Annotated in this window: 21 protein-coding genes; 18 read left to right on the top strand and 3 right to left on the bottom strand. The window is 68.4% G+C overall.

Annotated features, from left to right (window positions below; translation table 11 throughout):
* Window positions 1-39: 39 nt before the first annotated feature.
* The 3 genes from MU582_13045 to MU582_13035 are packed head-to-tail and all read right to left on the bottom strand — an operon-like array spanning window position 40 to window position 4,743.
* On the bottom strand, window positions 40-2,421 hold the full coding sequence (locus tag MU582_13045) for a DUF3488 and transglutaminase-like domain-containing protein (GenBank protein UPK73363.1): 2,382 nt from the start codon (window positions 2,419-2,421) through the stop codon (window positions 40-42).
* Window positions 2,418-3,695 (bottom strand): DUF58 domain-containing protein, encoded by a 1,278-nt coding sequence (locus MU582_13040; GenBank protein ID UPK73362.1) that lies wholly within the window; start codon window positions 3,693-3,695, stop codon window positions 2,418-2,420. Before MU582_13040 ends, MU582_13045 begins: the two co-directional genes overlap by 4 nt.
* A 7-nt stretch (window positions 3,696-3,702) precedes the next feature.
* Window positions 3,703-4,743, bottom strand: coding sequence for a MoxR family ATPase (locus tag MU582_13035; GenBank protein ID UPK73361.1), 1,041 nt, complete (start codon window positions 4,741-4,743; stop codon window positions 3,703-3,705).
* A 253-nt stretch (window positions 4,744-4,996) separates the two neighbouring features.
* On the opposite strand from MU582_13035, the gene mraZ reads away from it, so the two are divergent.
* From mraZ to MU582_12945, 18 genes are all read left to right on the top strand, one after another.
* Window positions 4,997-5,431 (top strand): division/cell wall cluster transcriptional repressor MraZ, encoded by a 435-nt coding sequence (gene mraZ / locus MU582_13030; protein UPK73360.1) that lies wholly within the window; start codon window positions 4,997-4,999, stop codon window positions 5,429-5,431.
* Window positions 5,432-5,694: 263 nt separating this feature from the next.
* On the top strand, window positions 5,695-6,666 hold the full coding sequence (gene rsmH, locus MU582_13025; protein UPK73359.1) for a 16S rRNA (cytosine(1402)-N(4))-methyltransferase RsmH: 972 nt from the start codon (window positions 5,695-5,697) through the stop codon (window positions 6,664-6,666).
* A gap of 80 nt (window positions 6,667-6,746) precedes the next feature.
* Entirely contained in the window at window positions 6,747-7,250 is a 504-nt protein-coding gene (locus MU582_13020) for a hypothetical protein (GenBank protein ID UPK73358.1), read from the top strand.
* Window positions 7,247-9,007 (top strand): penicillin-binding protein 2, encoded by a 1,761-nt coding sequence (locus MU582_13015; GenBank protein UPK73357.1) that lies wholly within the window; start codon window positions 7,247-7,249, stop codon window positions 9,005-9,007. The genes MU582_13020 and MU582_13015 overlap by 4 nt, the downstream gene beginning before the upstream one ends.
* 68 nt (window positions 9,008-9,075) lie before the next feature.
* The gene (locus MU582_13010) at window positions 9,076-10,599 is read left to right on the top strand and encodes a UDP-N-acetylmuramoyl-L-alanyl-D-glutamate--2,6-diaminopimelate ligase (GenBank protein ID UPK73356.1); all 1,524 of its coding nucleotides are present in this window, start codon (window positions 9,076-9,078) and stop codon (window positions 10,597-10,599) included.
* Complete coding sequence (locus MU582_13005) at window positions 10,596-12,029, top strand: UDP-N-acetylmuramoyl-tripeptide--D-alanyl-D-alanine ligase (GenBank protein ID UPK73355.1); 1,434 nt, start codon at window positions 10,596-10,598, stop codon at window positions 12,027-12,029. Before MU582_13010 ends, MU582_13005 begins: the two co-directional genes overlap by 4 nt.
* The gene (gene mraY, locus MU582_13000; GenBank protein ID UPK73354.1) at window positions 12,030-13,094 is read left to right on the top strand and encodes a phospho-N-acetylmuramoyl-pentapeptide-transferase; all 1,065 of its coding nucleotides are present in this window, start codon (window positions 12,030-12,032) and stop codon (window positions 13,092-13,094) included.
* The gene (gene murD, locus MU582_12995; protein ID UPK73353.1) at window positions 13,091-14,527 is read left to right on the top strand and encodes a UDP-N-acetylmuramoyl-L-alanine--D-glutamate ligase; all 1,437 of its coding nucleotides are present in this window, start codon (window positions 13,091-13,093) and stop codon (window positions 14,525-14,527) included. Before mraY ends, murD begins: the two co-directional genes overlap by 4 nt.
* A gap of 42 nt (window positions 14,528-14,569) precedes the next feature.
* Entirely contained in the window at window positions 14,570-15,838 is a 1,269-nt protein-coding gene (gene ftsW, locus MU582_12990; protein ID UPK73352.1) for a putative lipid II flippase FtsW, read from the top strand.
* A 170-nt stretch (window positions 15,839-16,008) separates the two neighbouring features.
* Window positions 16,009-17,094: an undecaprenyldiphospho-muramoylpentapeptide beta-N-acetylglucosaminyltransferase gene (murG, locus tag MU582_12985; protein ID UPK77169.1), complete on the top strand. Its 1,086-nt coding sequence runs from the start codon at window positions 16,009-16,011 to the stop codon at window positions 17,092-17,094.
* A complete protein-coding gene (gene murC / locus MU582_12980) occupies window positions 17,091-18,530 on the top strand; it encodes a UDP-N-acetylmuramate--L-alanine ligase (GenBank protein UPK73351.1) in 1,440 nt (479 codons plus the stop codon). The genes murG and murC overlap by 4 nt, the downstream gene beginning before the upstream one ends.
* A complete protein-coding gene (locus MU582_12975; GenBank protein ID UPK73350.1) occupies window positions 18,530-19,258 on the top strand; it encodes an FtsQ-type POTRA domain-containing protein in 729 nt (242 codons plus the stop codon). Before murC ends, MU582_12975 begins: the two co-directional genes overlap by 1 nt.
* A gap of 744 nt (window positions 19,259-20,002) precedes the next feature.
* Complete coding sequence (gene ftsZ, locus MU582_12970; GenBank protein UPK77168.1) at window positions 20,003-21,313, top strand: cell division protein FtsZ; 1,311 nt, start codon at window positions 20,003-20,005, stop codon at window positions 21,311-21,313.
* A 55-nt stretch (window positions 21,314-21,368) separates the two neighbouring features.
* Window positions 21,369-22,106, top strand: a complete 738-nt coding sequence (gene pgeF, locus MU582_12965; GenBank protein UPK73349.1) for a peptidoglycan editing factor PgeF — start codon at window positions 21,369-21,371, stop codon at window positions 22,104-22,106.
* Window positions 22,103-22,813 carry a YggS family pyridoxal phosphate-dependent enzyme gene (locus MU582_12960; protein ID UPK73348.1) on the top strand — a complete coding sequence of 237 codons (711 nt, stop codon included), beginning with the start codon at window positions 22,103-22,105 and terminating at the stop codon, window positions 22,811-22,813. Before pgeF ends, MU582_12960 begins: the two co-directional genes overlap by 4 nt.
* A gap of 88 nt (window positions 22,814-22,901) precedes the next feature.
* Window positions 22,902-23,393: a cell division protein SepF gene (locus MU582_12955; protein ID UPK73347.1), complete on the top strand. Its 492-nt coding sequence runs from the start codon at window positions 22,902-22,904 to the stop codon at window positions 23,391-23,393.
* Between the two features lie 3 nt (window positions 23,394-23,396).
* Window positions 23,397-23,693: a YggT family protein gene (locus MU582_12950; GenBank protein UPK73346.1), complete on the top strand. Its 297-nt coding sequence runs from the start codon at window positions 23,397-23,399 to the stop codon at window positions 23,691-23,693.
* Between the two features lie 109 nt (window positions 23,694-23,802).
* A complete protein-coding gene (locus MU582_12945; GenBank protein ID UPK73345.1) occupies window positions 23,803-24,600 on the top strand; it encodes a DivIVA domain-containing protein in 798 nt (265 codons plus the stop codon).

The following is a 24,600-nucleotide window of genomic DNA, read 5'->3' as shown; positions in this document are numbered from 1 at the left end:
GCGAGCCCGGTACGCGCGTGCGTGGCGTATGCCCCGCCGCTACTCCTCGAGAGCGAGCAGCCCCGTCTGAGCCGGACGCTGCGGGTCATCGGTCGACGACGACCGTCTCCGTGACACGCCGAACTCGCCGAGTAGCGAGACGGGCAGCCACAGTGCCTTGCGGCGGGTACGCCGCGACACCCGCGACGAAAGCGCAGCGGCGATCGCCTCGACATCGTCTTGAAGGTCCAGCGGCTCGCTGTGCTCGGCGTAGCGCGACCGCTCAACTGCCAACACGAGCCGGTTCAGCCCGTCTGCCGCGTGCTGACGGGTCTCGACCATCGGGCGAAGCCGGCGTCCTGCGGCGCGTGGAGTAGCGCCGGCGGGCCACGGCAGCCGTAGGTCACGCACGGTGTCGCGTAGCTCGTCCCACGCAGACTCGGCGGCTCGCGCGGGGTCGGTCGCAGCATCCCAGCGGCGACGGCGCACCATCGACCTCAGCGCGCGGGGGACGAAGCAGAGCCCGGCGAGCAGAGCGATCAGCAGGACGCCGATCCCCGCGCCGGCCCAGGGGAAACCGGAGTCGTCATCGCCACCGCCGCCTCCGGCCGCGGCATCGGCCTTGTCGAGGTTCGCCGACGCGGTGTCGTCATCGGTCGGCGTCCGCGACTGGTCGTTCTGGCCGGGCGTGATGGAGGTCTCCGCCTCGTTCCCGCCGGAGTTGAAGAAGTCGGGCGCCGGGCCGGTGCGCTGGCCGGGAGTCGGCTCGAACGCGGTCCAGCCGATGCCGTCGAGGTACAGCTCGGGCCACGCATGCATATCTGTTCCGCGGAAGACGTACGTATCGTCGCCGGACGGCTCGCCGTCGAGGAAGCCCACAGTGACCCGGGCCGGTATGCCGAGCTCTCGAGCCATCATCGCCATCGCGCTCGCGTACTGCTCGCAGTAGCCGACCCGGTCGTCGGTCAGGAAGCTCTCGATCGTCTCCATACCGCTGCCCGATGCCTGCGCCGTCGAGTACGTGAAGCCGCCCGAGGAACGGAACCAGTCCTGGATCGCCTGCGCCTGGTCGAACTGCGAGTCCTCGTCTCCGGCGACCTCTTCGGCCCGTGCCTTCACGATGTTCGGTGTGGACTCCGGTAGCGCGAGCATCCGTTTGAGGTCGGCGGGAACGTTCTTACCCGCGGTGAGCACCTGTCGTCGTGACGGAGTCGTGTAGCGGACGTTCAGGGTGTACTGCATCCCGGATGCGTTCGTGTCACCGTTGCCCGCGACGACGTCGAGGTTGACGCTGTCGGACAGCCAGTCACCGTCGCCGTCGACGTCGGCGAGCGAGACCGGCTGGTAGATCGTCGGTAGCCATGTCGAGTCGAACGCCTTGTTGACCTTCACGTCGTACGTCGCCGTCGACACCGGCACGGTGGCGTCGACACCGGGATCGACCGGCAGCACACCGGACGTCGCAGGGGTCGTCTTGGGTCCGCGATCCGACGCCCGCCACCCTGCGTCGCTCAGCTCGTCGAGAGCCGCGAGCCGAACGTACGACGGCTTGGTGGTACCCGACATGCGCAACAGCTCGGCGGTGCTCTGCCCGGTCAGGTTGCGACGCATATCTGCCATCGGGTCTCCGACTCGCACGTCGCCACTGCCGCCGTCACCCGATCCGCCGCCGTCGATCCCGCCGCTGCCGAAGAAGTTGGTGCTGAAGGTGGGAACGACGATCGGTACGACGACTGCGAGGGCGACCGCGCCGAAGCCGACCCGGCGCCCGGCCGATGCGAGCCCGGAGGAGTAGATGCCGCGGCTGTCGGAGAGTGCGGTGGAGTCGGCGTACGAGATGTTGCGACCCCATCGGGCGATCGTCGATCGTTCTTCCGCGGCGATCAGGAAGACGTACGCCAGGGCGCCCGGTACGAAGAACCACAGCGATACGTGTCCGCTGAGCAGTGCAACGGGTGCCATGTAGACGGCGAGGAAGACCAGGCCGACCGCGGGGGCCTGCTGCAGTGAGCCCGCGAGCAGATCGACGAAGATCGCAATCAGGCCGACTGAGATCGCGAGTAGAGCATGGAGGGACGGGTTGTCGGGTACCGGAGCGGCGTACTGCTGCGCATGGTCGAGGGCAACGGTCAGAATTCGGTCGAACTCATGGAAGGTGTCGGGCGTCGGCACGATCGCGAAGGCGGTCGTCTCCGAGGCGTACGTGAGCATCGCCCACCAGAACAGCGCCACCACCTCGGCCAACAGCGTCACCGGCCAGGGCATGCGCAGCATACGAAGGCCGAGGCCGATGAGCGTCACGAGGCCGGCGGAGATGACGCCGACGACGATGTACGAGCGCGACTCGGTCAGCGGCGCGAGGGCGAACGAGCCGCCGAGGGCAGCGAGCCAGATCCACAGCGCCATCCGGGCCTGGTCTCGTCCATCGCGTTGAAGCTTCATCGCGCCGCCATCGAGCTACCCGTCGGTGCGCCGGACTTGGCGAGCTCGTCCCATGCCGACGATACGGAGTCGGCAGGGCCGACCGGGATCGCCGACCAGCCGCTCGCGCGCATCAGCCGGAGCTGCCGGTCGACATCGTCGCCGGGGACCCGCGGCCCCGTCGTCCAGGACGCGGTGTCGAGCAGCATCAACATCGCCCGGCTGCCGGTCGGGGTCAGCCGCGAGAGATTGCCCAGGTCGTGCGCCGAAGAGGCGCCGAGTAGGGCGATCACGAGTCCGGGTTGGGAGGAGACGTTGGACGCGGCATGGTCGAGGTCGGCGTACGGCGACGGGCCGATGATGGCCAACTGGTCGAGAATCGGCCCGGTCTGCTCGTACGGCTCGACCGCGTTGTCGGCCCAGGCACTGACCTCCACCTCGGGATGGTCGGTGACCAGTCGAACTGCGAATCCTGCGCGGGCGAGGTGCACACAGATCGAGGCAGCGGCGGTGACGCACCATTCCAGCGACGACTCCGAGCCCGACCCCGCGTGTGCGGAGCGTCGAGTGTCGAGGACGACCGTCGCTCGGCTCTGCCAGGGCTGCTCTTCGCGGCGCACCATCAACTCGCCCGCGTGGGCGCTGCTGCGCCAGTGGACCCTGCGAAGGTCGTCGCCGCGGCGGTACTCGCGCACGGTGACGTCCTCGGCGCTGCCGACCGAGAACGCGCGGGGTCGACGCTCGCCCGTGCCCGACCACTCGCCGGTGAGATCTTGTGGATGCAGGGTCACGATGGGGGGAGTGACCATCAGCTCCGAGGTCACCGTGAACGAACGCTTGAGGGCGATGAACCCGAACGGGTCGGATACGCGTACCGACAGCGGACCGACACTGAACTGGCCCCGTACGCTCGACCGGACGGTGTAGGTGAGGTCCTGATGCCAACGCGAGCTCATGTGGTCGACGGTGAACCGCGCCGGACGACCCAGTGCGTACGGCACGTGGTCCTCGAACAGCAGCAGGCCCATCGGCATCCGGCCCTCGTTGACGAGGGCGAGTGAGACGGTGGCGTCCTGTCCGACCGAGATCCGGGTCGGCGCGATGCTGCGATGCGCCATCAGCCGGTAGCGGGCACGGCTGACCAGCACCGCCGTGAGCAGCGGTAGCGCGATCGCAAGGATGCCAACCCGCATGAGGGCATCGAAACCGAGCAGGATCGAGCAGACCGTGGTCGTGATGCCTGCGGCGAGGAAGGCCCGTCCGCGAACGGTCATGGCGGCCAGCGACTCACGCATCCGGTAGTCAGCGCCTCGGTGCGACGTTCTGTGGCCCGGGGTCGCGACCGGACTCGGGCACCGGCACCTGCTCCAGGATCGAGCGCAGTACGTCTTCGTTGCGGCGACCGCCCATGGCCGCGTCGGGAGTCATCAGCACTCGATGGCCGAGCACCGGCAGGACCAGCCGCTGGATGTCGTCGGGGATGACGTACTCGCGCCGGTCGAGAGCGGCGTGCGCCTTGGCAGCGCGTACGAGATGCAAAGCGGCGCGGGGTGATGCACCGAGGCGTAGCTCGCTGGACTGCCGGGTCGCCGTGACGAGGGCGATGACGTATCGCTGAACGCCTTGGGAGACGAACACCTCGGTGACGAGCGAGATCATCTTCGCGACCTCGGCGGCGTCGGTGACGGGCTCGAGGTCGCTGAGTGGATCACGCCCGGCGTGGGAGTCGAGCATCGCCAGCTCTGCCCGCTCGACGGGGTAGCCCATCGACAGCCGGGCCATGAAACGGTCACGTTGCGCCTCGGGAAGGGGGTACGTGCCCTCCATCTCGATCGGGTTCTGGGTCGCGATGACCATGAACGGGTCGTCGAGGTGGTAGGTGGAGTTGTCGACCGTGACCTGTCGCTCCTCCATGCACTCCAATAGTGCGGACTGCGTCTTCGGCGAAGCGCGGTTGATCTCGTCGCCAACCACGATGTTCGAGAAGACGCCGCCTGGGCGGAACTCGAACTCGCGGGTGCTCTGGTTGAAGATCGATACGCCCGTCACATCGCTGGGGAGAAGGTCGGGCGTGAACTGGATGCGTCGCACCGTGCCGTCGATCGATCGCGCGAGCGCTTTGCTCAGCATCGTCTTGCCGACGCCGGGGACGTCCTCGATCAACAGGTGTCCGCCGGCCAGCAGCACGGTGAGTGCGGAGCGTACGACGTCGGACTTGCCTTCGATGACGTGCGCGATCGACTGCTCCAGCCTGGCGGAGACGTCTTCGAGCGCGCCGAGTGCTCCCGCTTTGCGCGCCGGCTCGGGCGGTGTCACGCCGGTGACCGTCACAGGTCCCTCCATCGATCCTCGGATATGACCTCGATCCTCTCAGGGTCTTGCAAACGCCTCAACGACAACCCGTGCGGATGACTCAGATCGTTACCGAGCGTGTATCGCGCCGGCAGCGAAATCCGCTCCACCATCCTCCACCCCGGATTCGGCCCGAGAAACCGGGGAACGTCGGCGCGCCCGTTGCGGCGAGTTGGTTGATCGTGGTGGATCGTGGGGTACAGTGGCGCGAAGTGGAGGAAACGGGGATGAGGTTGGAGGAGCGATGGCCTTCTTCGGCACTCACACCCCGCGCCTCGACGACAAGGGCCGGCTCTTTTTGCCGGCCAAGTTTCGGGATCAGCTGAAGGAGGGTCTGGTGCTCACCAAGGGGCAGGAACACTGCGTTTACGTCTGGAGCCTCGAGGACTTCGCCGCCCTCACCCGCCAAGCGCAGAAGGCGTCGTTCACCAAACGCGCCAACCGTGACTTCCAGCGGATGCTGTTCAGCGGGGCCGCGGAGGAGACGCCCGACAAGCAGGGCCGCATCACCATTCCTCCCGTGCTTCGTACGTGGGCCTCGCTCGAGCGCGACTGTGTCGCGATCGGTGCGATGGATCGCGTCGAGATCTGGGACGCCGGCGCATGGGAGCGATACGCCGCCGCCACCGAGGAGTCGTACGCGCAGATGTCCGAAGAGGTGATGCCGGGAATCGAGTAGCGCTTCGCGCGAGTCGACGTTTCGACGTCGTCCGATGAGGTCTCCAGTCCGCTTGTTACCGCTCTCTGACGCACCTTCCCCGGCGCCAGATCGCGTACTTCCCGGACAAGCGGACGGGGACCTGGTCGGACGAAGTCACACACGTACCGCACTCACAAGGGGTCGAACATGGTGGTCGCAACCGCACTGCGCAGGAAGCGCGAGTGTTCTCGGGGCGGAATCCGGCCTGCCACGCCTGGCGCTGCTGTGCGCGAAGTGGCGAGATGACTTCGCTCATGGACGCGCACGTTCCGGTCATGCTCGACCGGGTGCTCGAACTGCTCGAGCCCGCCGTTACGAGCACGAGTTCGCCCGTCGTCGTCGACGCGACACTCGGCCTCGGCGGGCATGCCGAGGCGGTGCTCACCCGCTTCCCGGACGTACACCTGGTCGGCATCGACCGGGATCCCGCCGCGCTGGCCCTCGCCCGCGAACGGTTGGCCCCGTACGCCGACCGGCTGACGACCGCCGAGACCACGTACGACCGGATCGGCGACGTGCTGGAGTCGAACGGGTTCGACGCGGCCGACGGCGTGCTGCTCGACCTCGGGGTGTCGTCGATGCAGCTCGATCGACCTGACCGTGGATTCTCGTACGCACAAGATGCCCCCCTCGACATGCGGATGGGCGACTCGTCGCTGACCGCGGCCGAGGTGCTCAACACCTACTCCGCGGTCGAGCTTGCCCGGATCCTGAGGGAGTACGGCGAGGAGCGGTTCGCTCGGAGGATCGCCGATGCAGTGGTGCGCGAGCGTGCCTCCGCGCCGTTCTCCACCAGTGAGCGGCTCGTGACGCTCATCCGCGAGCAGATTCCGGCGCCTGCCCGGCGTACGGGAGGCAACCCGGCGAAGCGAACGTTCCAGGCTCTGCGAATCGAGGTCAACGACGAGCTCGCGGTGCTCCGACGAGCAGTACCGGCCGCACTCGACGTCCTCGCTCCGGGCGGACGCGTCGTCTCGATGGCGTACCACTCTCTCGAGGACCGCATCGTCAAGCGCGCGTTCGCGGCCGTGACCGAGTCGCAGGCGCCGCCGGATCTGCCGGTGGTGCCTCCGGAGCTCAAGCCGGCATACCGGTTGGTGACCAGGGGAGCGGAGCAAGCAGCCGACGCCGAGGTCGACGAGAACTCTCGTGCCCGTTCGGTGCGAGTACGCGTGGCCGAACGGATCGCCGAGGTCGATCGGGGGTCGCGATGACTCCGCTGCACGGACCCGCGAGGGCTCGGCCGTCGAGGCAAGCGCCGGCGCCGCGCCGCCCGTTGCGCATCGTCCGGTCGGTGGGTGCTCGCCGGCCGCGGGCGCCGTTCGTCGTACTCGTCGTAGCGCTGCTCGCGGTCGGGTTGGTCGGCCTGCTGCTGATCAACACGAGCATGCAGCGGCGCGCGTTCGAGCTGACCGCCATGCAGGAGAAGGCGGCGGACCTGCAGACCCGTGAACAGGCGCTGACCCTGGAAGTGCAGGGCCTGTCGAGCCCGGATCGGATCGCGAGCGAGGCCGCCAGGTTGGGGATGGTCCCGAACGCCTCTCCGGCGTTCCTGCGTCTTCCCAGCGGGGAGGTGAGCGGCCATCCGAGTCCGGCGCTGCCGGGTACGAACCTTCCCGGTCTCACCGGCACCGGGCACGAGAACGACGATCCCGTCGGGCAGGACGGCGACGAGAACGACAAGCCCGAGAACAAGAAGCCGGATAACAAGAAGCCGGATAACAACAAGCCGGACAACAAGAAGCCGGACGACAACCAACCCGACCGTGGGTCAGACCGCAGAGGAGGCCGCCGATGAGCCCGCGTACGAACAGCTCCCGGCCGCCTCGGGCCACGGTCACGCGGCTGCGGCTGTGCCTGGTCGTCATCGCCATTCTGCTGTCGGTGTTCGCGGCGCGGTTGTTCCAGCTGCAAGGAGTAGACGCCAACGCGTACGCCGCCAAGGCGGCCGAGGAGGGCACCCAGAGGATCGCGCTGCACGCGGAACGCGGTGAGATTCTCGACCGCGACGGCGCGGCGCTCGCTTCGAGCGTCGATGCACGGGCGATCACCGCCGATCCGACGATGACCGATGATGACGCGACGGCGATCGCGAAGATCCTGGCCCAGCGCCTCGATCTCGACTACTTCGACCTCGTCGAGAAGCTTCGCGCTCCCGACACGCAGTTCGTCTACCTCGCGCATCAGGTGCCGACGTGGAAGGCCGATAAGGCCGTCGAGGCGGTGGAGACCGCGGGACTGACCGGTGTGTTCACCCAACGTGAGCCGCTGCGTACGTACCCGGGAGACACCCTCGCGGCGAACACGCTCGGGCTGGTCAACGCCGACGGCAAGGGCGGCGCCGGGCTCGAGCGCCAGTACGACGACGAGCTCCGCGGCGAGGACGGCGAGGCGACCTACGAGGTCTCGCCGTCGGGTGAACGGATCCCGCTCGCCGACAGCACGGTCAAGGAGCCTCAACCCGGCACCGACGTCGTCACGACGATCGACCGCGATCTGCAGTGGTACACCCAGCAGCGGTTGAAGCAGGCGATTCAGGAGACCAGCTCTGACTGGGGAGTCGCGATCGTCAAGGACGTGAAGACGGGGGAGGTGCTGTCGCTGTCCCAGCTGCCGACCTTCGATGCGAATGACCCGTCGTCGATCACGTCGGAGAACATGAACGCGCGCGCTGTACAGAACGTCTACGAGCCGGGCAGCGTACAGAAGGTCGTCACGATGGCCGCCCTCGCCGATCAGGGTCTCGTCAACGCGCGTACGAAGGTCAAGGTGCCGGGGTCGATGACACTCGACGGCTTCACCATCGGTGACTACTGGGCACACGGCACCTTGAACATGACCGCGGCCGGGATCATCGCGCGTTCGTCGAACATGGGCACGGTGACGCTGGCGCAGCAGATGAGCAACGCGAAGATGCATTCGTACCTCGAGGACTTCGGCTTCGGCGAGCCGACCGGAGTCGGGATGCCGGGCGAGTCCGGCGGCATTCTCGCCGACCCCGACGACTGGAGCGATGCGCAGCACGCGACCATCGCGTTCGGCCAGGGCATCTCGGTGACCGCGATGCAGGAGGCATCGGCGATCGAGGCCATCGCGAACGGCGGTGTTTACAACGAGCCGAGCATCGTGTCCGGGTTCGTCGACGCCGACGGCGAGGAGACGCCGGCGCCCGAGCCCGAGCAGCATCGGGTCGTCTCCGAGAAGGCGGCCAAACAGGTCACCAAGATGATGGAGAGCGTGACGAACCCCGGCGGCACGGCCACCGACACGAAGATCGCGGGTTACCGCACTGCCGGTAAGACGGGCACGGCGTGGCGAGTGGATCCCGATACCGGCAACTACGTTCGCGGTCAGAACACCGTCTCGTTCGCCGGGTTCGCACCGGCCGACGATCCGCGGTTCCTCACCTACGTCGTCCTCGACAACCCGGCCGGCGGAGGGTCGGGAAGCGGTGACGCGGGGCCGGTCTTCCACGATGTGATGCGCGCGGCTCTCGAGCGCTACGGAGTCGCTCCGACGGGTTCCCGGACGCCTCGGACGCCGTTGTACTGGTGACGATAGGCTCGGGCGCTCGGAGAATGGCAACCGCGTAGTACGGCACCCCGTCCGCAGGAAGGTAGTCGATGACCCCGGAGTCCGCAGACCTGGCGAGTAGCCGGCCTCGTCGCGTCGAGCCGGTGCCGCTGAGCGCGATCTGCTCGGCGCTCGACCTGCCCCCGGTTCCGGGGGAGGTGACGGGAGTCAGCCTCGCCTCGAATGCCGTCGCACCCGGAGACCTGTATGCCGCGTTGCCCGGCGCTCGTACGCATGGCGCGCGGTATGCGACCGACGCCGTCGAAGCGGGCGTTGCAGCGATCCTGACCGATCCGGACGGTGCCGAGATCATCGGAGAGACGGCCGTACCCGTGCTGGTGATCGAGACACCGCGCGCGGCACTCGGCGACCTTGCCGCGCTGGTGTACGAGCAACCGGCCGCGGCGATGCTGACGATCGGCGTCACCGGTACGCAAGGCAAGACGACGGTCACCCGGCTCGCCGAGCCCGCCCTGGTCGCCGCCGGTCACACACCAGCGGTCGTCGGCACGATCGGCACCCGGATAGCCGGCAGGGCGGTACGTACGGCCCTCACGACGCCGGAGGCGCCCGCGTTGCACGCGCTCTTCGCCGCGATGCGAGAGCAGGGCGTGACGGCATGCGCGATGGAGGTCTCCAGCCACGCACTCGTCCAGGGGCGCGTCGACGGCATCGTGTTCGACGTCGCCGTCTTCTTGAATCTCGGACGCGACCACCTCGACTTCCACGGCACCGTCGAGGACTACTTCGCCGCAAAGGCGACGCTGTTCACCCCCCGCCACGCGAGCCACGCCGTGATCAACGTCGGCGATCCGTACGGTCGGCGGCTCGCGGCGAGCACCTCGCTTCCGGTGACGACCTATTCGACGGAGGGCGCTGCCGACTGGTCCCTCGTACATGCAGAGCCGGGCGCCTCCGGCACGGTCGCCGTTTTCGCCGGACCCGACGGATCGGAGGTCGAGGTCGACATCCCGTTGCCCGGCGCGTTCAACGTGGAGAACGCCCTCGCCGTCGTCGCCGCTGCTGCGGCCGGCGGGCTCGACCCGGCCGCCGCGGGCTCCGGCATCGCCGCATCTCCGGGCGTACCCGGGCGGATGGAGCGGGTCGACGCCGGTCAGGACTTCGAAGTCGTCGTCGACTATGCGCATAAGCCCGACGCGCTGGAGGCGGTCCTCGGCACGCTCCGGCCCGTGACGTCCGGTCGGCTGATCGTGGTCGTGGGCGCCGGGGGAGACCGAGACACGGGCAAGCGGCCGGTGATGGGCGAGATCGCCGCCCGGCTCGGCGATGTGGTGATCGTGACCGACGACAACCCCCGAAGCGAGGATCCCGCCGCAATCAGACGCGCCGTGCTCGAAGGAGCCGCCGGCGCGGAGGCGGAGATACACGAGACCGGCGACCGGGGCGCGGCGATCAGCGCGGCGGTGTCGCTGGCTCGGCCGGGTGACTGTGTACTGATCGCCGGCAAGGGACATGAGCAGGGCCAGGAGGTCGCAGGCACGGTGCATCCGTTCGATGACGTGACGCATGCGCGTACCGCTCTGTTGTCGCTCGACGGAGCGGGCACCCGATGATCCCGATGCGAGCCGCGGAGATCGCCGATGCCGTCGGCGGGCGGCTGCACCGCGCCGATCCTGAACTCCTCGTCACCGCTCCGGCGCAGGTCGACTCGCGGGCGGTCGAAGCGGGCGGGTTGTTCGTCGGGGTAGTCGGAGAACGCGTCGACGGCAACGACTATGCGGCCGGGGCGGTACGCTCCGGTGCCGCGCTCGCCTTGACCTCACGCGAAGTCGATGCGCCGTGCGTCGTCGTCGACGACACCATCGAGGCTCTCGGGCTGTTCGCCGCCGAGGTCATACGCAGACTTCCGTCCGCGCGCATCGTCGCGCTCACCGGTTCGCAGGGCAAGACGAGTACGAAAGACCTGCTGAGCCAGATCCTGGAGACCGACGGTGCGACGGTCGCCACATCGGGCAACCTGAACAACGAGCTCGGCGTACCCATGACTGTGACCCGCGCCGACGAACAGACCCGCTACCTCGTGGTCGAGATGGGGGCGCGCCATGTCGGCAACATCGCGTACCTGTGCGGAATCGCGCCCCCCGACGTCGCCGTCGTCGTCAACGTCGGCGTCGCGCACATCGGCGAGTTCGGCTCGAAGGAAGCCATCGCAACGGCCAAGGGCGAGCTTGTCGAGGCGCTGCGGCCGGATGGTCACGCGGTGCTGAACGCCGACGATGCGCTCGTCTCGGCCATGTCGAGCCGGACCACCGCTGCCGTGCACACGTTCGGGGAGTCCCCGGACGCCGAGCTGCGGCTCGAGGGAGTGCAGGCGAGTGCCGACGGCGAGCCGACTTTCGATCTCGCGTACGACGGCGATCGGGTGGGTGTGCACCTGCGGATGCTGGGGCTCCACCAGGCGGCCAACGCGGCCGCCGCGGCGTCGGCCGCCATCGCGCTCGGACTGCCGCTCGAAACCGTCGGCGGTGCGCTCAACGCAGCCACGACGGCATCTGCGGCCCGGCTCGAGCGTCATCAGCTGCGCGACGGCGTCGTGCTGATCAACGACGCGTACAACGCGAACCCCGACTCCATGCGGTCGGCGATCGCGACCTTGCGTACGGTCGCCGACTCGCACGGCGGAAGGGCGGTCGCCGTGCTGGGCGAGATGCGTGAGCTGGGCGAGTCCGCGGCAGCTGAGCACCGCCGGCTCGGCCGGTTCGCGGCGGAGTCCGGTGTCGACGAACTCGTGCTGGTCGGCGACGGGGCCAAGGCGATCACGGAGGGCTGGACCGGCGCAGAGATCCACCGCGCCGGCGACGCCGCGGAGGCCGTACGCGTCGTCGAGGAGATCCTTCGCCCGCGCGACGTCGTCCTGGTGAAGGCGTCGTTGACGATCGGCCTGCAGCGAGTCGCTCGCGAACTCGTCGAGCATGCAAGGCATACTGCATCTGGTCCGACGCCTTGCGGGCACCTGGGAGCCGACGAGAGGACTGGGCACTAAATGAGGGCCATCCTGCTTGCGGGCGGCATGGGGCTGCTGGTGACGCTGCTCCTCACGCCGATGGCGATCCGGCTCCTGGTCGCCAAGCACTACGGTCAGTTGATTCGCGACGACGGCCCCACTTCGCACCACACCAAGCGCGGCACGCCGACGATGGGCGGCCTGGTGATCATGGCGGCCGTGCTCATCGCGTATGGCTTCGCGATGGCGGTCACTCGGACCGAGCCGAGCACATCTGCGCTGCTGCTGTTGTTCCTGTACGTAGGACTGGGCCTCGTCGGGTTCCTCGACGACTACATCAAGATCTCCAAGCAGCGCAGCCTCGGCCTGCGCAGCAAGGCGAAGATGGCCGGCCAGACCGTCGTCGCCCTCGCGTTCGCGATCCTGGCGCTGAACTTCCCGGACACCGACGGCATCAAGCCGATGTCGCACAGCATCTCGTTCATCCGCGACTTCAGCTGGGAGCTTCCGGCAGTACTCATCGTGATCTGGGTGCTGATCATGGTCGCGGGTACGAGTAACGCGGTGAACCTCACCGACGGCCTCGACGGACTCGCAACCGGCGCATCGGGCATGGTCTTCGGGGCGTACGTCTTCGTCAACATCTGGCAGAGCAACCAGTCGTGCTCGTTCGACCAAGACCTCGCCGGCTGTTACGAGGTGCGCGACCCGCTCGATCTCGCCGTCGTGGCGGCGGCACTCACCGGTGCCTGTTTCGGCTTCCTGTGGTGGAATGCCTCACCCGCTCAGATCTTCATGGGCGACACCGGCTCGCTCTCGCTCGGCGGCGTGATGGCCGGGTTCGCGGTGATGACCCGTACCGAGCTGTTGCTGCCGATCATCGGCGGTCTGTTCGTCCTCCAGGCGGTCTCGGTAATGCTGCAGGTCGGCTGGTTCAAGGCGTCGAAGGGCAAACGGCTGTTCCGGATGGCACCGCTGCACCATCACTTCGAGCTGGGCGGCTGGGCCGAGATCACCGTCGTCATCAGGTTCTGGATCATCTGCGTGCTCTGCGTCGCGCTCGGACTGGGCATCTTCTACGCGGAGTGGGTCGCAGGCGTATGACGGCACGACCTGACTTCGAGGGGCTCGACCGCACCTCGTCGTGGGAGGGCGTACGCGCGGTGGTGTGCGGGTTCGGCGTGAGCGGGTTCGCCGCCGCCGACACCCTGACGCATCTTGGCGCAAGCGTCGTCGCGCTGGATGATCGCACCGACGACGCGATGACCGAGAAGGCGACGCTTCTGCAGGTGCTCGGCGCCGATGTACGGCTGGGTCCGGGATCCACCGACTCGCTGCCGCCGGCAGATCTGGTCGTCACGTCGCCGGGCTGGCGACCGAGTGCACCGTTGCTGGTCGAGGCGGCGGCACGGGGCGTCCCGGTGTGGGGGGAAGTCGAGCTCGCCTGGCGGCTGCGCACCGATGGTGACGCGCCGTGGCTCGCGGTCACGGGCACAAACGGCAAGACGACGACGGTCCAGATGCTCGACGCGATGCTCCGCGCCGCAGGCAAGCGCTCCGTCGCCGTCGGCAACGTCGGCAAGCCGATCATCGAGGCGGTGATGGACCCCGAGCCGTACGACGTACTCCCGGTCGAGCTGTCAAGCTTCCAACTGCACTGGTCACGCAGCATGTCCGCGCAAGCCGCGGCCGTACTGAACATCGCCGCCGACCATGTCGACTGGCACGGCTCGATCGAGGCGTACGCCGCCGACAAGGGCCGCATCTACGAGAACGCACAGATCGCGTGCGTCTACAACGTCTCCGATCCGGTGACCGAGCGGCTCGTACGCGAGGCCGACGTGGTCGAGGGTGCGCGGGCGATCGGGTTCACGTTGGGAGTGCCCTCCGTCGGCATGGTCGGTGTCGTCGACGGTGTCCTCGCCGATCGTGCGTTCGTCTCCGAGCGGCAGACGTCCGCGGCCGAGCTCGCGACGATCGACGACATCGCACCGGACGGCGAACACAACGTCGCGAACGCCCTCGCTGCCGCCGCGCTCGCCCGTGCACACGGCGTGCCTCCGATCGCCGTACGCGAAGGCCTGCGAGGATTCCGGCTCGACGCCCACCGCGTCGCCGAGGTCGCGACCGTACGCGAGGTCCGGTACGTCGACGACTCGAAGGCGACGAACACGCATGCGGCGCAGGCGTCGTTGCTCAGCTATCCGAGCGTCGTATGGGTCGCCGGAGGGCTCGCCAAGGGTGCCACCTTCGACGACCTCGTCACCGCGGTGCGCGATCGGCTGCGCGGGGTCGTCCTGATCGGACGTGACCGAGACCTCATCGCGGATGCGCTGCGCCGACACGCGCCAGAGATCCCCGTAGTTGAGGTGGATTCCGGCGAGACTGAGGCGATGGACCGCGTCGTGGACGCGGCGGCCACGATGGCGCAACCCGGCGACACCGTGCTGCTCGCACCAGGATGCGCGTCCATGGACATGTTCGCCGACTACGCCGCACGCGGTGACGCGTTCGCCGAGGCGGTGCGCCGGTTGTGAGTGGCGGCCGCTGAGGCCGAGAGACTGTGAGGAGGGCCCGTCGTGAGCACCACAGCACCGAAGCGGCAGGCCCGCCGGAGCAATTCCTCCGAGGACGGCGGCTGGTTCGCCGCGTGGCATCGGCTGCTCGACCGGCCGCTGACCTCCTACCAGCTCGTGCTCGGGGTCAGCGCTCTGCTGCTCGCCCTCGGAATGGTGATGGTGCTGAGCGCGAGCTCGGTCCTCTCGCTGCGGGCGTACGGCAGCTCGTACTTCATCTTCGGCAAGCAGGCGATCTGGGTGCTCGTCGCTCTGCCGTGCGCGTACATCGCATCGCGGCTGCCGATCAACGGTGTGCGCATGCTCGCGTACCCGCTGCTGTTCGTCGCGATCGTGCTGATCGCGCTCACGTACGTGCCGGGCCTCGGCGTCGAGGTGAACGGCAACCGCAACTGGCTGTCGTTCGGCGGCCCGCTGCAGGTGCAGCCGTCGGAGATCGCCAAGCTCGCGCTGGTGGTCTGGGTCGCCGATCTGTACGCCCGCAAGGAGAAGCTGCTCGGCGACTGGAAGCATCTGCTGATCCCGATGCTGCCGGTGACGTTGCTGGTCACGATGATGGTCGTCGGTCAGCGCGACCTGGGTACGGCGCTGGTGATGTTCGCGGTCATCCTCGGCATGCTCTGGGTCGCGAACGCCCCGATGCGGCTGTTCGGCGGCGCGTTCCTCGCGCTAGGTGGGCTGGTTGCGTTCCTCGCGGCAGCCGACGAGGGCCGCGTACGACGACTCACGGGCTTCATGGACCCGTTCTCCGACTACAGCGACGGCGGCTGGCAGGCCGCACACGGGCTGATGGGGCTGGCGTCCGGACAGTTCTGGGGCGTCGGCCTCGGCGCGAGCCGGCAGAAGTGGGGCACCCTCCCGGAGGCCCACACCGACTTCATCTTCGCCGTGATCGGTGAGGAGCTCGGCCTCGCCGGAACCCTCGTCGTGCTCGCCTTGTTCGTCGTACTCGCGTACGCAGGGCTGCGGATCGCGCAGCGAAGCCGAGACCCGTTCGTCCGCTTCGCATCGGCGGGCATTACGGTGTGGTTGCTGTCGCAGACGGTGATCAACATCGGGATGGTGCTGGGGTTCCTGCCGGTCATCGGCATCCCGCTCCCGCTCATCTCGTACGGCGGTTCCGCGTTGTTGCCGACCGTCATCGCTCTCGGGCTGTTGGTCTCGTTCGCACGTACCGAGCCCGGAGCGCAGGCGGCGCTCAAGGCACAGAAGGATCGGCGCGCGAGGATGCGCCGGCAGGGCCGCGAACGTGCGGTCCGGAGAGGGAACTGAACAAGTCGTGGCTGCTTACTCGACGTCGATCAGCGAGCGCGTCTGCGCGCCAGATCCCGGCAAGGCGCGGGATCGAAACAGTAGTCGGGCCCACCGTGAGTGACCGCAACGCAGCCGGTCGGGATGCGGAGGCGGGCGAGCCGGCGGTGAGTAGGAAGACACGCCCTGGGATGCGGGTCCTACTCGCTGGTGGCGGAACTGCCGGCCACACGTCTCCGTTGCTTGCGACCGCTGCGGCACTGCAGCGCGTCGATCCCGAGTGCGAGATCACCTGCCTCGGCACCGAGCGCGGCCTCGAGGTGACGTTGATCCCCGAGGCGGGATACCCGCTGGAACTGGTCCCGCCGGTGCCCATGCCGCGCAGCGTCGGGGCCGATCTCGCGAAGGTCCCGGTGCGGTTGCGCAAGTCGGTTCGCGCCGCCCTGGAGGTGGTCGACCGGGTACGCCCCGACGTGATCGTCGGATTCGGCGGGTACGTATCGGTTCCCGCCTACTTCGCCGCTCGACGTCGCAAACTTCCGCTCGTGATCCACGAGGGCAACGCCTTGCCGGGTATGGCGAACAAGCTCGGCGCCCGATTCACCCGGCACGTCGCCACCAGCTTCCCCGACACAGAGCTTCCGCATGCGACGTACCTCGGTCTGCCGATCCGACGTGCGATCTCGACGCTCGACCGGGCAGCGTTGCGCGCCGAGGCCAGGGCGGAGTTCGGCCTGGCCGCGTCGCGCCCGACGCTACTCGTCACCGGAGGGTCGCAAGGCGCACGCAGCGTCAACCATGCGGTCTCCGGCGCGGCCCGTACGCTCGCCGACGCCGGCATCCAGGTGCTCCATGCGGCCGGACGCCCCGAGGAGGCGACCCCTGACCGTCGCGAGGGCGACCCGCCGTACGTCGTTGCGCCGTTCATCGAGCGGATGGATCTCGCGTACGCCGCGGCCGATCTGATCGTGTGCCGCTCCGGTGCAAACACCGTCACAGAGGTCGCGTCGGTCGGCCTGCCGGCGGCCTTCGTACCTCTGCCGCACGGCAACGGCGAGCAGGCGCTCAACGCGTACCCGGTCGTACAGGCCGGGGGTGCGCTGCTGATCGATGACGAGGCGTTGACCTCCGACTGGATCGGCAACGTCGCCGTACCACTGCTCGGAGACACTGCACGACTGGAGCGGATGTCGAAATCCGCGGCGGAGCTGATGCCCCGCGACGCCGATGAGCGCCTTGCCGCGATGGTGATCGAGGCGGCACGGGGCTCGCGATGAGGCTCGACATCCCCGACGACATACCGCCGGCCCACGAGCTCGGCAACGTTCACTTCGTCGGCATCGGTGGTGCCGGGCTGTCCGCGATCGCCCGCATCATGGTCGAGCGGGGCATCACCGTGTCCGGCAGCGATGCCAACGACTCGACGCTGCTGCGCTCACTGCAGGAAGCTGGCGCCGTCTGTCACGTCGGGCACGATGCGTCCCACGTCGACGGCGCGGACACGGTCGTCGTGTCAACGGCCGTGCGGGAGACCAACCCAGAGGTCGTCGCAGCTCGCGAACGCGGACTCCGGCTGCTGCCACGCTCCGCCGGTCTGCAGTCGGTGTTGCTCGACCGCGATGTGATCGCGGTTGCGGGCACGCACGGCAAGACCACCACGACGTCGATGCTCGCGATGGCCCTCGACGCTGCCGGTGCTGACGCCTCGTACGCGATCGGTGCCGAGGTGGAGACGCTCGGCAGCAATGCGCATGACGGCTCCGGGCAGTTGTTCGTCGCCGAGGCCGACGAGAGCGACGGAGCGTTCCTCGTCTACACGCCGCTGTACGCGGTTGTCACCAACGTCGACGCCGACCACCTCGACAACTACGGCACCGAGGAGGCGTACCACGAGGCGTTCAACACGTTCCTGGGACGCATTCGCGAGGGTGGCGCACTGCTGGCGTACTCCGACGACGCGGGCTCGGCCGCGCTCGCCGATGAGGCCGATCGGCGTGGGATCGAGACGATCCGGTTCGGTGACCACGCATTTGCCGACGTACGCCTCACCGACCTGACCATCGACAGCGGCGGCTCGACCTTCACGGTGTGGTCGCGACTGTCAGGCACCGACGAACGCCTCGGCACCGTGCGGCTCGCCGTACCCGGCCGGCATTACGCGGTCGATGCGCTCGGTGCGATCGCAGCGGGGCTGCGGTGCGGCTTCGCGTTCGACGACCTGGTCGCGGGCCTCGCCGCGTACGTCGGTGCTCGGCGCCGGATGGAGTCGGTCGGCGTCGCGGGTGACGTGCGGGTGTACGACTCGTACGCACACCATCCGGTCGAGATCGCCGGTGACCTCGAGGCGGCGCGTGCCCTCGCCGGCAGCGGACGGCTGGTGGTCTGTTACCAGCCGCATCTGGTGAGCCGTACGCGGATCTTCGGCGCCGCGATGGGTGCCGAGCTCGGTGCGGCGGACGAGGTGGTCGTCACCGAGATCTACCTTGCCCGCGAGGATCCCGATCCGGATGTCAGTAGCGAGATCGTGGCCGGCCACGTCAGGCTGCCGCCGGAGAACGTGCATCGTGTCCACGACCTGGTGGCCGCCGTGAAGACGCTCGGGGCAATTGCGCGCCCGGGTGACCTCGTGCTCACCCTCGGCGCGGGTGACGTGACGACGGTCGGCCCGGCGCTGCTGTCGCTTCTGCGCGGTAGGTCCGACGGGCGGTCCTGATGAGTGCGGGCGAAGCCGACGAGAGGTTCCGGCGGCGCCGCTGGCGCTCACGGGGCAGGCGGCTGCGCCCGTACCTCGTTGCGTTCACGCTGATCGCGGTCGTCGCGGCTCTCGCCTGGGTCGTGCTCGCATCGTCGGTTCTCGGAGTCCACGATGTGAAGGTGCAGGGTACGAAGAGCGTTTCGGAGACCAACGTGCTGCGGCAGGCCGGGATCGACGACGGTGCGCCGCTCGCCACGCTGGACACCGACGCCATCGCAAGCCGGGTCGCGGAGCTGCCGCGGGTCGCGGAGGTGTCGGTCGAACGCAAATGGCCGCGTGGTGTCGTCCTCGACATCGATGAGCGTGAGGCGGTCGCGGTCATGGAGGTCGACGGCAACCTACGCGGCATCGACGAGTCGGGCGTCGCGTTCCGGTCGTACTCCTCGCGACCGAAGGGCGTGCCGGTCATCAGTCTCGACCCGGCCGTCGGCGACGACGAACAGACCGTGCTCGCCGAGGCGACCGAGGTCGTCGGCGCACTCGATGACGACCTCGCCGAGCGGGTGAAGACGATCGAGGTCGCGAGCATCGACTCGATCGAGCTCCTGCTGCGCAACGGAGATACGGTGCGCTGGGGGAGCGCCGACGAATCGGAGCACAAGCGGGAGGTGCTCGAGGCGCTCCTCGAGACGCCGGCGCGCGTGTACGACGTGACCGCTCCGGACCACCCCGCCACCTCCGGCTGACGCCGAGCCGAGCGGGTCCGTGCCGGCTTCCCTGGTTCCGGGTTCCGATTCGTTCGGTGCGACCACCCGTCTGCCTGGCTCCTCGCCGCCGTCGGCTTTGCCTCGTCCTTCGGCTGGGCAAAAGACGCGGCGACGCGCGGAGGCGCCATTTCGGTTCGGTTGCTCGGCGGCTTCCCCGCCACTTTAATATGGGACCGGGGTAACGTTCGGTTTCGGTGTCACATCCGTACCGGCGGCCACGGGCGTACCAACGAGCACGGTGAGCAGTCACTTTGCACGGTGTCCCTGCCATGCAGAGTGGAGTTTCACCATGTTTACCTGGTGAACGACCGCCACTGACCCCGCAAAAGACGACTGAAACGGGAAAGCCGGCAAGCAACCCGATGCCGTAGCTGCGGCTCCCGCGTCGCCGCGTCTTTTACCCAGCCGGCGGAAGCGGGGAAGCCGACAGCGACGAGAAACCGGGCAGACGAGTAGTCGTATCGAGGAAACGGAGAGCCGACAGCGGCGACCAACCGGGCAGGCGAGTAGTCGCACGGTAGAAGCGTGCGAGCCGAAATCCCAACCCGCGCGGCGTGTCTGCGCCACGCGTACCTGAGCGGCCCGTACGTTTACTGGCAGACGACAGGTTGACATAACTATAACCCTCTACTTGAGGGTGAGTGTTGAGGAAGCCTTCCCCGCTGACAGACCGAACATCCGCCAGATCGACGTCCTGATCTGGCCGACTCGCGAGAGGCACGCATCGTGGCAGCTCAGAACTATCTGGCCGTAATCAAGGTGGCCGGCATCGGTGGCGGTGGCGTCAATGCCGTGAATCGGATGATCGAGGTCGGCCTCAAGGGTGTCGAGTTCATCGCCATCAACACCGACGCACAGGCTCTGCTGATGAGCGACGCCGACGTCAAGCTCGACATCGGCCGCGAGCTCACTCGAGGGCTCGGCGCGGGTGCCGACCCGGGCACGGGTACGAAGGCCGCAGAGGACCACGCCGAGGACATCGAAGAGGTCATCAAGGGCGCCGATATGGTCTTCGTGACCGCTGGTGAGGGCGGCGGCACCGGTACGGGAGGCGCTCCGGTCGTCGCCCGGATCGCTCGTTCGCTGGGTGCGCTGACGGTCGGCGTCGTGACCCGCCCGTTCGCATTCGAGGGGCGTAAGCGTGCGAACCAGGCAGAGGACGGCATCGCCGCCCTGCGCGACGAGGTCGACACCCTGATCGTGATCCCCAACGACCGGCTGCTGTCGATCAGCGATCGCAACGTGAGCGTCCTCGACGCGTTCAAGCAGGCCGACCAGGTACTCCTGCAAGGCGTCTCCGGCATCACCGATCTGATCACCACACCCGGTCTGGTCAACCTCGACTTCGCGGACGTGAAGTCGATCATGTCCGACGCCGGCTCGGCGCTGATGGGCATCGGTTCCGCCCGCGGAGACGACCGTGCGGTCGCCGCCGCGGAGATGGCCGTCTCGAGTCCGCTGCTCGAAGCCTCGATCGACGGCGCGCACGGTGTGCTGCTGTCCATCGCCGGCGGCTCCGACCTCGGCCTGTTCGAGATCAACGAGGCCGCGGCGCTCGTCATCGAGGCCGCACACGCCGAGGCCAACATCATCTTCGGTGCCGTGATCGACGACGCACTCGGCGACGAGGTCCGGGTCACCGTCATCGCGGCAGGGTTCGACGGCGGCTCGCCCAAGCGGCGCGACGCCAGCAAACCCGCGCTACGCAGGGAGCCGGCCCAGTCGCGAACCGAGCCCGAGGCGCGTACGCAGCGCCCCGCGGCCGACGACGAGAAGCCCGCCCGCGAGCCGGCACCCGCGCGTGCGCAGGCACCCGTACGGCCCAACTCGTCGGCGGGCTCGTCCAACGGGTCCGATAAGCCCTCGAACGGCACCGGCACCTCTCGACCGGCAGCGGCGCCCGAGAGCGGGCAGCGTCCCGAGCGGACGGAGCGCCCGCAGCGTCCCGAACGTGCTGAGCGTCCGGCGCGCACGCGTGAGCCGCGGCCGGTCGAGTTCGACGACGACCTCGACGTACCCGACTTCCTCAAGTAGGTTGCCCGGCCGATCCGTCGTACGCCCAGGTCCCTTGTATCGATAGGCTCTGCCAGTGTTCGCGTTTCGTGACGGCGCCGGTCGCGCCGAGCTCGCATTCACCGATCGCCACGGCGGTTCCAGCACGGGCCCGTGGGAGTCGCTGAACCTCGGCACCAGCAACGGCGACTCTCCGGACACCGTCGACCGAAATCTCAGCGACCTTGCTGCGGCGTTCGGTACGACCGTCGAATCGGTCGTACGCATGAGCCAGTACCACGGCAACGACGTCTACGTCGTCGGCTCCGACCACGACGGCACCGTCCCGCGAGCCGATGCGCTGGTGACCGACGTGCCCGGCGTGGCGCTGCTGGTTCGGGTCGCCGACTGCGTACCCGTCGTGTTCGTCGCTCCCGGCGACGGGGTCGTCGGAGTCGCGCATGCCGGGCGTGAGGGTGTGGCGAACGCCGTTGCCGCGCGTACCGTCGACACGATGCGCGCACTCGGTGCGGGCACGATCCGAGCCTGGATCGGGCCGCGCGCATGCGGTTCCTGCTACGAGGTGCCCGACGACATGAGGCAGCGAGTGAGCGCGCTCGCGCCGGCCACCCATGCGACGACGCGATCCGGCACGCCCGCCCTCGACCTCGGCGCGGGGCTCGTAGAGCAGCTCGCCGCGCTCGATGTCGCCGTCACCGACCTCGCCGACCACCGCGGTGCATGCACGATCGAAGGCGTCGACGACTACTTCTCGTACCGCCGTCAGGGTCAGCAGTCGGGCCGGCTCGGCGGCCTCGTACGGTGGCGTCCGTGACTCGCAGGGAAGAGATCGCCGCCCGGTTGACGGCCGTCCGTGAGCGCATCGCGTCTGCCTGTGCCGAGGCCGGTCGAGCGCCCGACGACGTCCGCCTCATCGTCGTGACCAAGACCTACCCGAGCAGCGACGTAACGCTCCTGGCGAGCCTCGGTGTCAGCGATGTGGGCGAGAACCGCCACCCCGAGGCCGAGCGCAAGCGTGCCGAGGTAGGCGCCGATGGCGCCGGTCTGACCTGGCACTTCGTCGGTGGGCTGCAGACGAACAAGGCCGATGCCGTCGCGCGCTACACCGACGTCGTGCACTCCGTCGACCGGCTCAGGCTCGTACGCGCGCTCGGCAAGGGCGCCGAGAAGGCCGGCCGGGTGATCGACGTGCTCGTGCAGGTGAACCTCGAGGGACGCGACGACGATCCCGGTGGGCGGGCGGGTGCCGACCCGGGCGACGTCGAAGAGATCGCGGCGGCCGTCGAGGAGCATCCCGCCCTGCGCCTGCGCGGGACCATGGCGGTCGCACCGCTCGGAGGCGATGCCGGCGACGCGTTCACCCGACTCCGCAAGTGCGCCGACGCACTCGCCGAGAAGTACCCCCACGCCACGATCATGTCCGCAGGGATGAGCGGTGACCTCGAGGCCGCCATCAAGGCCGGCGCGACACACGTACGAATCGGGCGCGCGGTACTCGGAGAGCGCCCACCGCTCCGGTAGTGTCGTCGCCAGGGCGTCGTGACGACGGCGCTTCGGCGACAATCCAGCAACGGGTGCGGGCACGCACCGACCGGAGGACAAGAGGACCATGGCTGGCGCAATGCGCAAGATGGGTGTGTATCTCGGTCTCGTCGAGGGCTCGGACCAGTACGACGAGGTCGACGACGACTTCGAGGACGAGCCGCAGCGTACTCCGCAGGCCGTTCGCACCGCCGCGCCCGCCGAGCAGTCGGCTGCCGTGACGAAGCTCTCAGAGCGCCGTCGTCCCACCCCGCTGTCGTCGGCCCCGCCGATCACCGACCTCTCGCGCATCACGACTCTGCACCCGCGGACCTTCAATGAGGCCCGCACGCTGGGCGAGGAGTTCCGCGACGGCACCCCCGTGATCATGAACCTCTCCGAGATGGACGGCAACGACGCGAAGCGTCTCGTCGACTTCGCCGCCGGCCTGGTCTTCGCCGTGCACGGTGCGATGGAGCGCGTCACGAACAAGGTATTCCTGCTCTCGCCGCCGAACGTCTCGGTTGCCGCTGAAGACAAGCAGCGGATCGCCGAAGGCGGATTCTTCAACCAGAGCTGACGAATGGCGACAGTTGGCTCGATCATCGGCCTGGTTCTGTGGGCCTGCATCCTGATCCTCATAGCGCGCTTCATCCTGGACTGGGTCCAGGTACTCGCTCGGTCCTGGCATCCGCGCGGGGTCATGTTGGTCTTCTGCGAGATCATCTACTCGGCCACCGACCCGCCGCTGCGTGTCGTACGACGGGCGATTCCTCCGATGCGGCTCGGCGCGGTGGCACTCGACCTGTCCCCGATGATTCTGTTGATCGGGCTCTACCTGCTCCAGATCATCAACAGCGCGGTCTTCTTCTCGGTCTGACGTACGTATCACACACCGTGACTCGCGGGTCGTGTACGTGTCGCGCGGAAAAACGGAGTACGGTGGTCTCCGACATGTATAAGTTCGACGACGACATTGAGGTGAGCTCATGCCGCTGACGCCTGAGGACGTGCGTAATAAGCGCTTTACGCCTGTCCGTCTCCGTGAGGGCTACGACATGGGAGAGGTCGACCAGTTCCTCGATGAGGTCGAGGCTGAGCTGAAGCGCCTCACCGACGAGAACCAGGATCTTCGCAACAAGCTCTCTGCCGCGTCGTCGGCGGGCGCCCCTGCGACATCGGTCTCGGAGGAGACGAAGGTGACGCAGGCACCAACGCCCGCGCCCGCGCCCGAGCCGACCCCTGCACCGGCACCGGCTCCGATCCCTGCCCCGACCCCCGCTCCGGTGGCACCGGCCGTCGAGTCGACCGGTTCGGTCGGCGAGGCGTCGACCGCCGCGACCCGGCTGCTTGAGATCGCGACGAAGAACGCCGACGAGCTGGTCGAGGGTGCCAAGAACGAGGCCGACCGCATTCTGGCCGAGGCCCGGATGAAGGCCGAGCGCCTGGAGAACGAGTCCCGTAGCAAAGCCGACCGGCTCGAGTCCGATGCCCGCGTACGCGCGCAGAAGCTCGACTCGGAGACCGCCGAGCGCCGCCAGCAGCTGTTCGGCGACCTCGAGAAGGAGCGCGACAACCTCAACATCGAGGTCGAGCGTCTCCGTGCGTTCGAGCGCGAGTACCGCAGCCGCCTCAAGGGCTACTTCACCGAGCAGCTGCAGACGCTCGAGGCAGGTTCCAGCGTCGCCGAGTCGGCGGCTGCGCCGGCATCGGCGCCCGCCGGCGCCGAGCACACGCCGCGCCGTCTTCGCTCGCTGTTCGGCGACGAGGACACCACCGCTCGCTGA

This window comes from Nocardioidaceae bacterium SCSIO 66511, assembly GCA_023100825.1.
Taxonomy (GTDB): domain Bacteria; phylum Actinomycetota; class Actinomycetes; order Propionibacteriales; family Nocardioidaceae; genus Solicola.
This window is presented reverse-complemented; position numbering and strand designations above follow the sequence as displayed.

What these genes read in the sequence shown, in the direction of transcription:
- MU582_13045 (UPK73363.1), bottom strand. Translation starts at nt 2,421, where the DNA reads ATGAAGCTTCAACGCGATGGACGAGACCAGGCCCGGATGGCGCTGTGG.
- MU582_13040 (UPK73362.1), bottom strand. Translation starts at nt 3,695, where the DNA reads ATGCGTGAGTCGCTGGCCGCCATGACCGTTCGCGGACGGGCCTTCCTC.
- MU582_13035 (UPK73361.1), bottom strand. Translation starts at nt 4,743, where the DNA reads ATGGAGGGACCTGTGACGGTCACCGGCGTGACACCGCCCGAGCCGGCG.
- mraZ (UPK73360.1), top strand. Translation starts at nt 4,997, where the DNA reads ATGGCCTTCTTCGGCACTCACACCCCGCGCCTCGACGACAAGGGCCGG.
- rsmH (UPK73359.1), top strand. Translation starts at nt 5,695, where the DNA reads ATGACTTCGCTCATGGACGCGCACGTTCCGGTCATGCTCGACCGGGTG.
- MU582_13015 (UPK73357.1), top strand. Translation starts at nt 7,247, where the DNA reads ATGAGCCCGCGTACGAACAGCTCCCGGCCGCCTCGGGCCACGGTCACG.
- MU582_13010 (UPK73356.1), top strand. Translation starts at nt 9,076, where the DNA reads ATGACCCCGGAGTCCGCAGACCTGGCGAGTAGCCGGCCTCGTCGCGTC.
- MU582_13005 (UPK73355.1), top strand. Translation starts at nt 10,596, where the DNA reads ATGATCCCGATGCGAGCCGCGGAGATCGCCGATGCCGTCGGCGGGCGG.
- mraY (UPK73354.1), top strand. Translation starts at nt 12,030, where the DNA reads ATGAGGGCCATCCTGCTTGCGGGCGGCATGGGGCTGCTGGTGACGCTG.
- murD (UPK73353.1), top strand. Translation starts at nt 13,091, where the DNA reads ATGACGGCACGACCTGACTTCGAGGGGCTCGACCGCACCTCGTCGTGG.
- murG (UPK77169.1), top strand. Translation starts at nt 16,009, where the DNA reads ATGCGGGTCCTACTCGCTGGTGGCGGAACTGCCGGCCACACGTCTCCG.
- murC (UPK73351.1), top strand. Translation starts at nt 17,091, where the DNA reads ATGAGGCTCGACATCCCCGACGACATACCGCCGGCCCACGAGCTCGGC.
- MU582_12975 (UPK73350.1), top strand. Translation starts at nt 18,530, where the DNA reads ATGAGTGCGGGCGAAGCCGACGAGAGGTTCCGGCGGCGCCGCTGGCGC.
- MU582_12955 (UPK73347.1), top strand. Translation starts at nt 22,902, where the DNA reads ATGGCTGGCGCAATGCGCAAGATGGGTGTGTATCTCGGTCTCGTCGAG.
- MU582_12950 (UPK73346.1), top strand. Translation starts at nt 23,397, where the DNA reads ATGGCGACAGTTGGCTCGATCATCGGCCTGGTTCTGTGGGCCTGCATC.
- MU582_12945 (UPK73345.1), top strand. Translation starts at nt 23,803, where the DNA reads ATGCCGCTGACGCCTGAGGACGTGCGTAATAAGCGCTTTACGCCTGTC.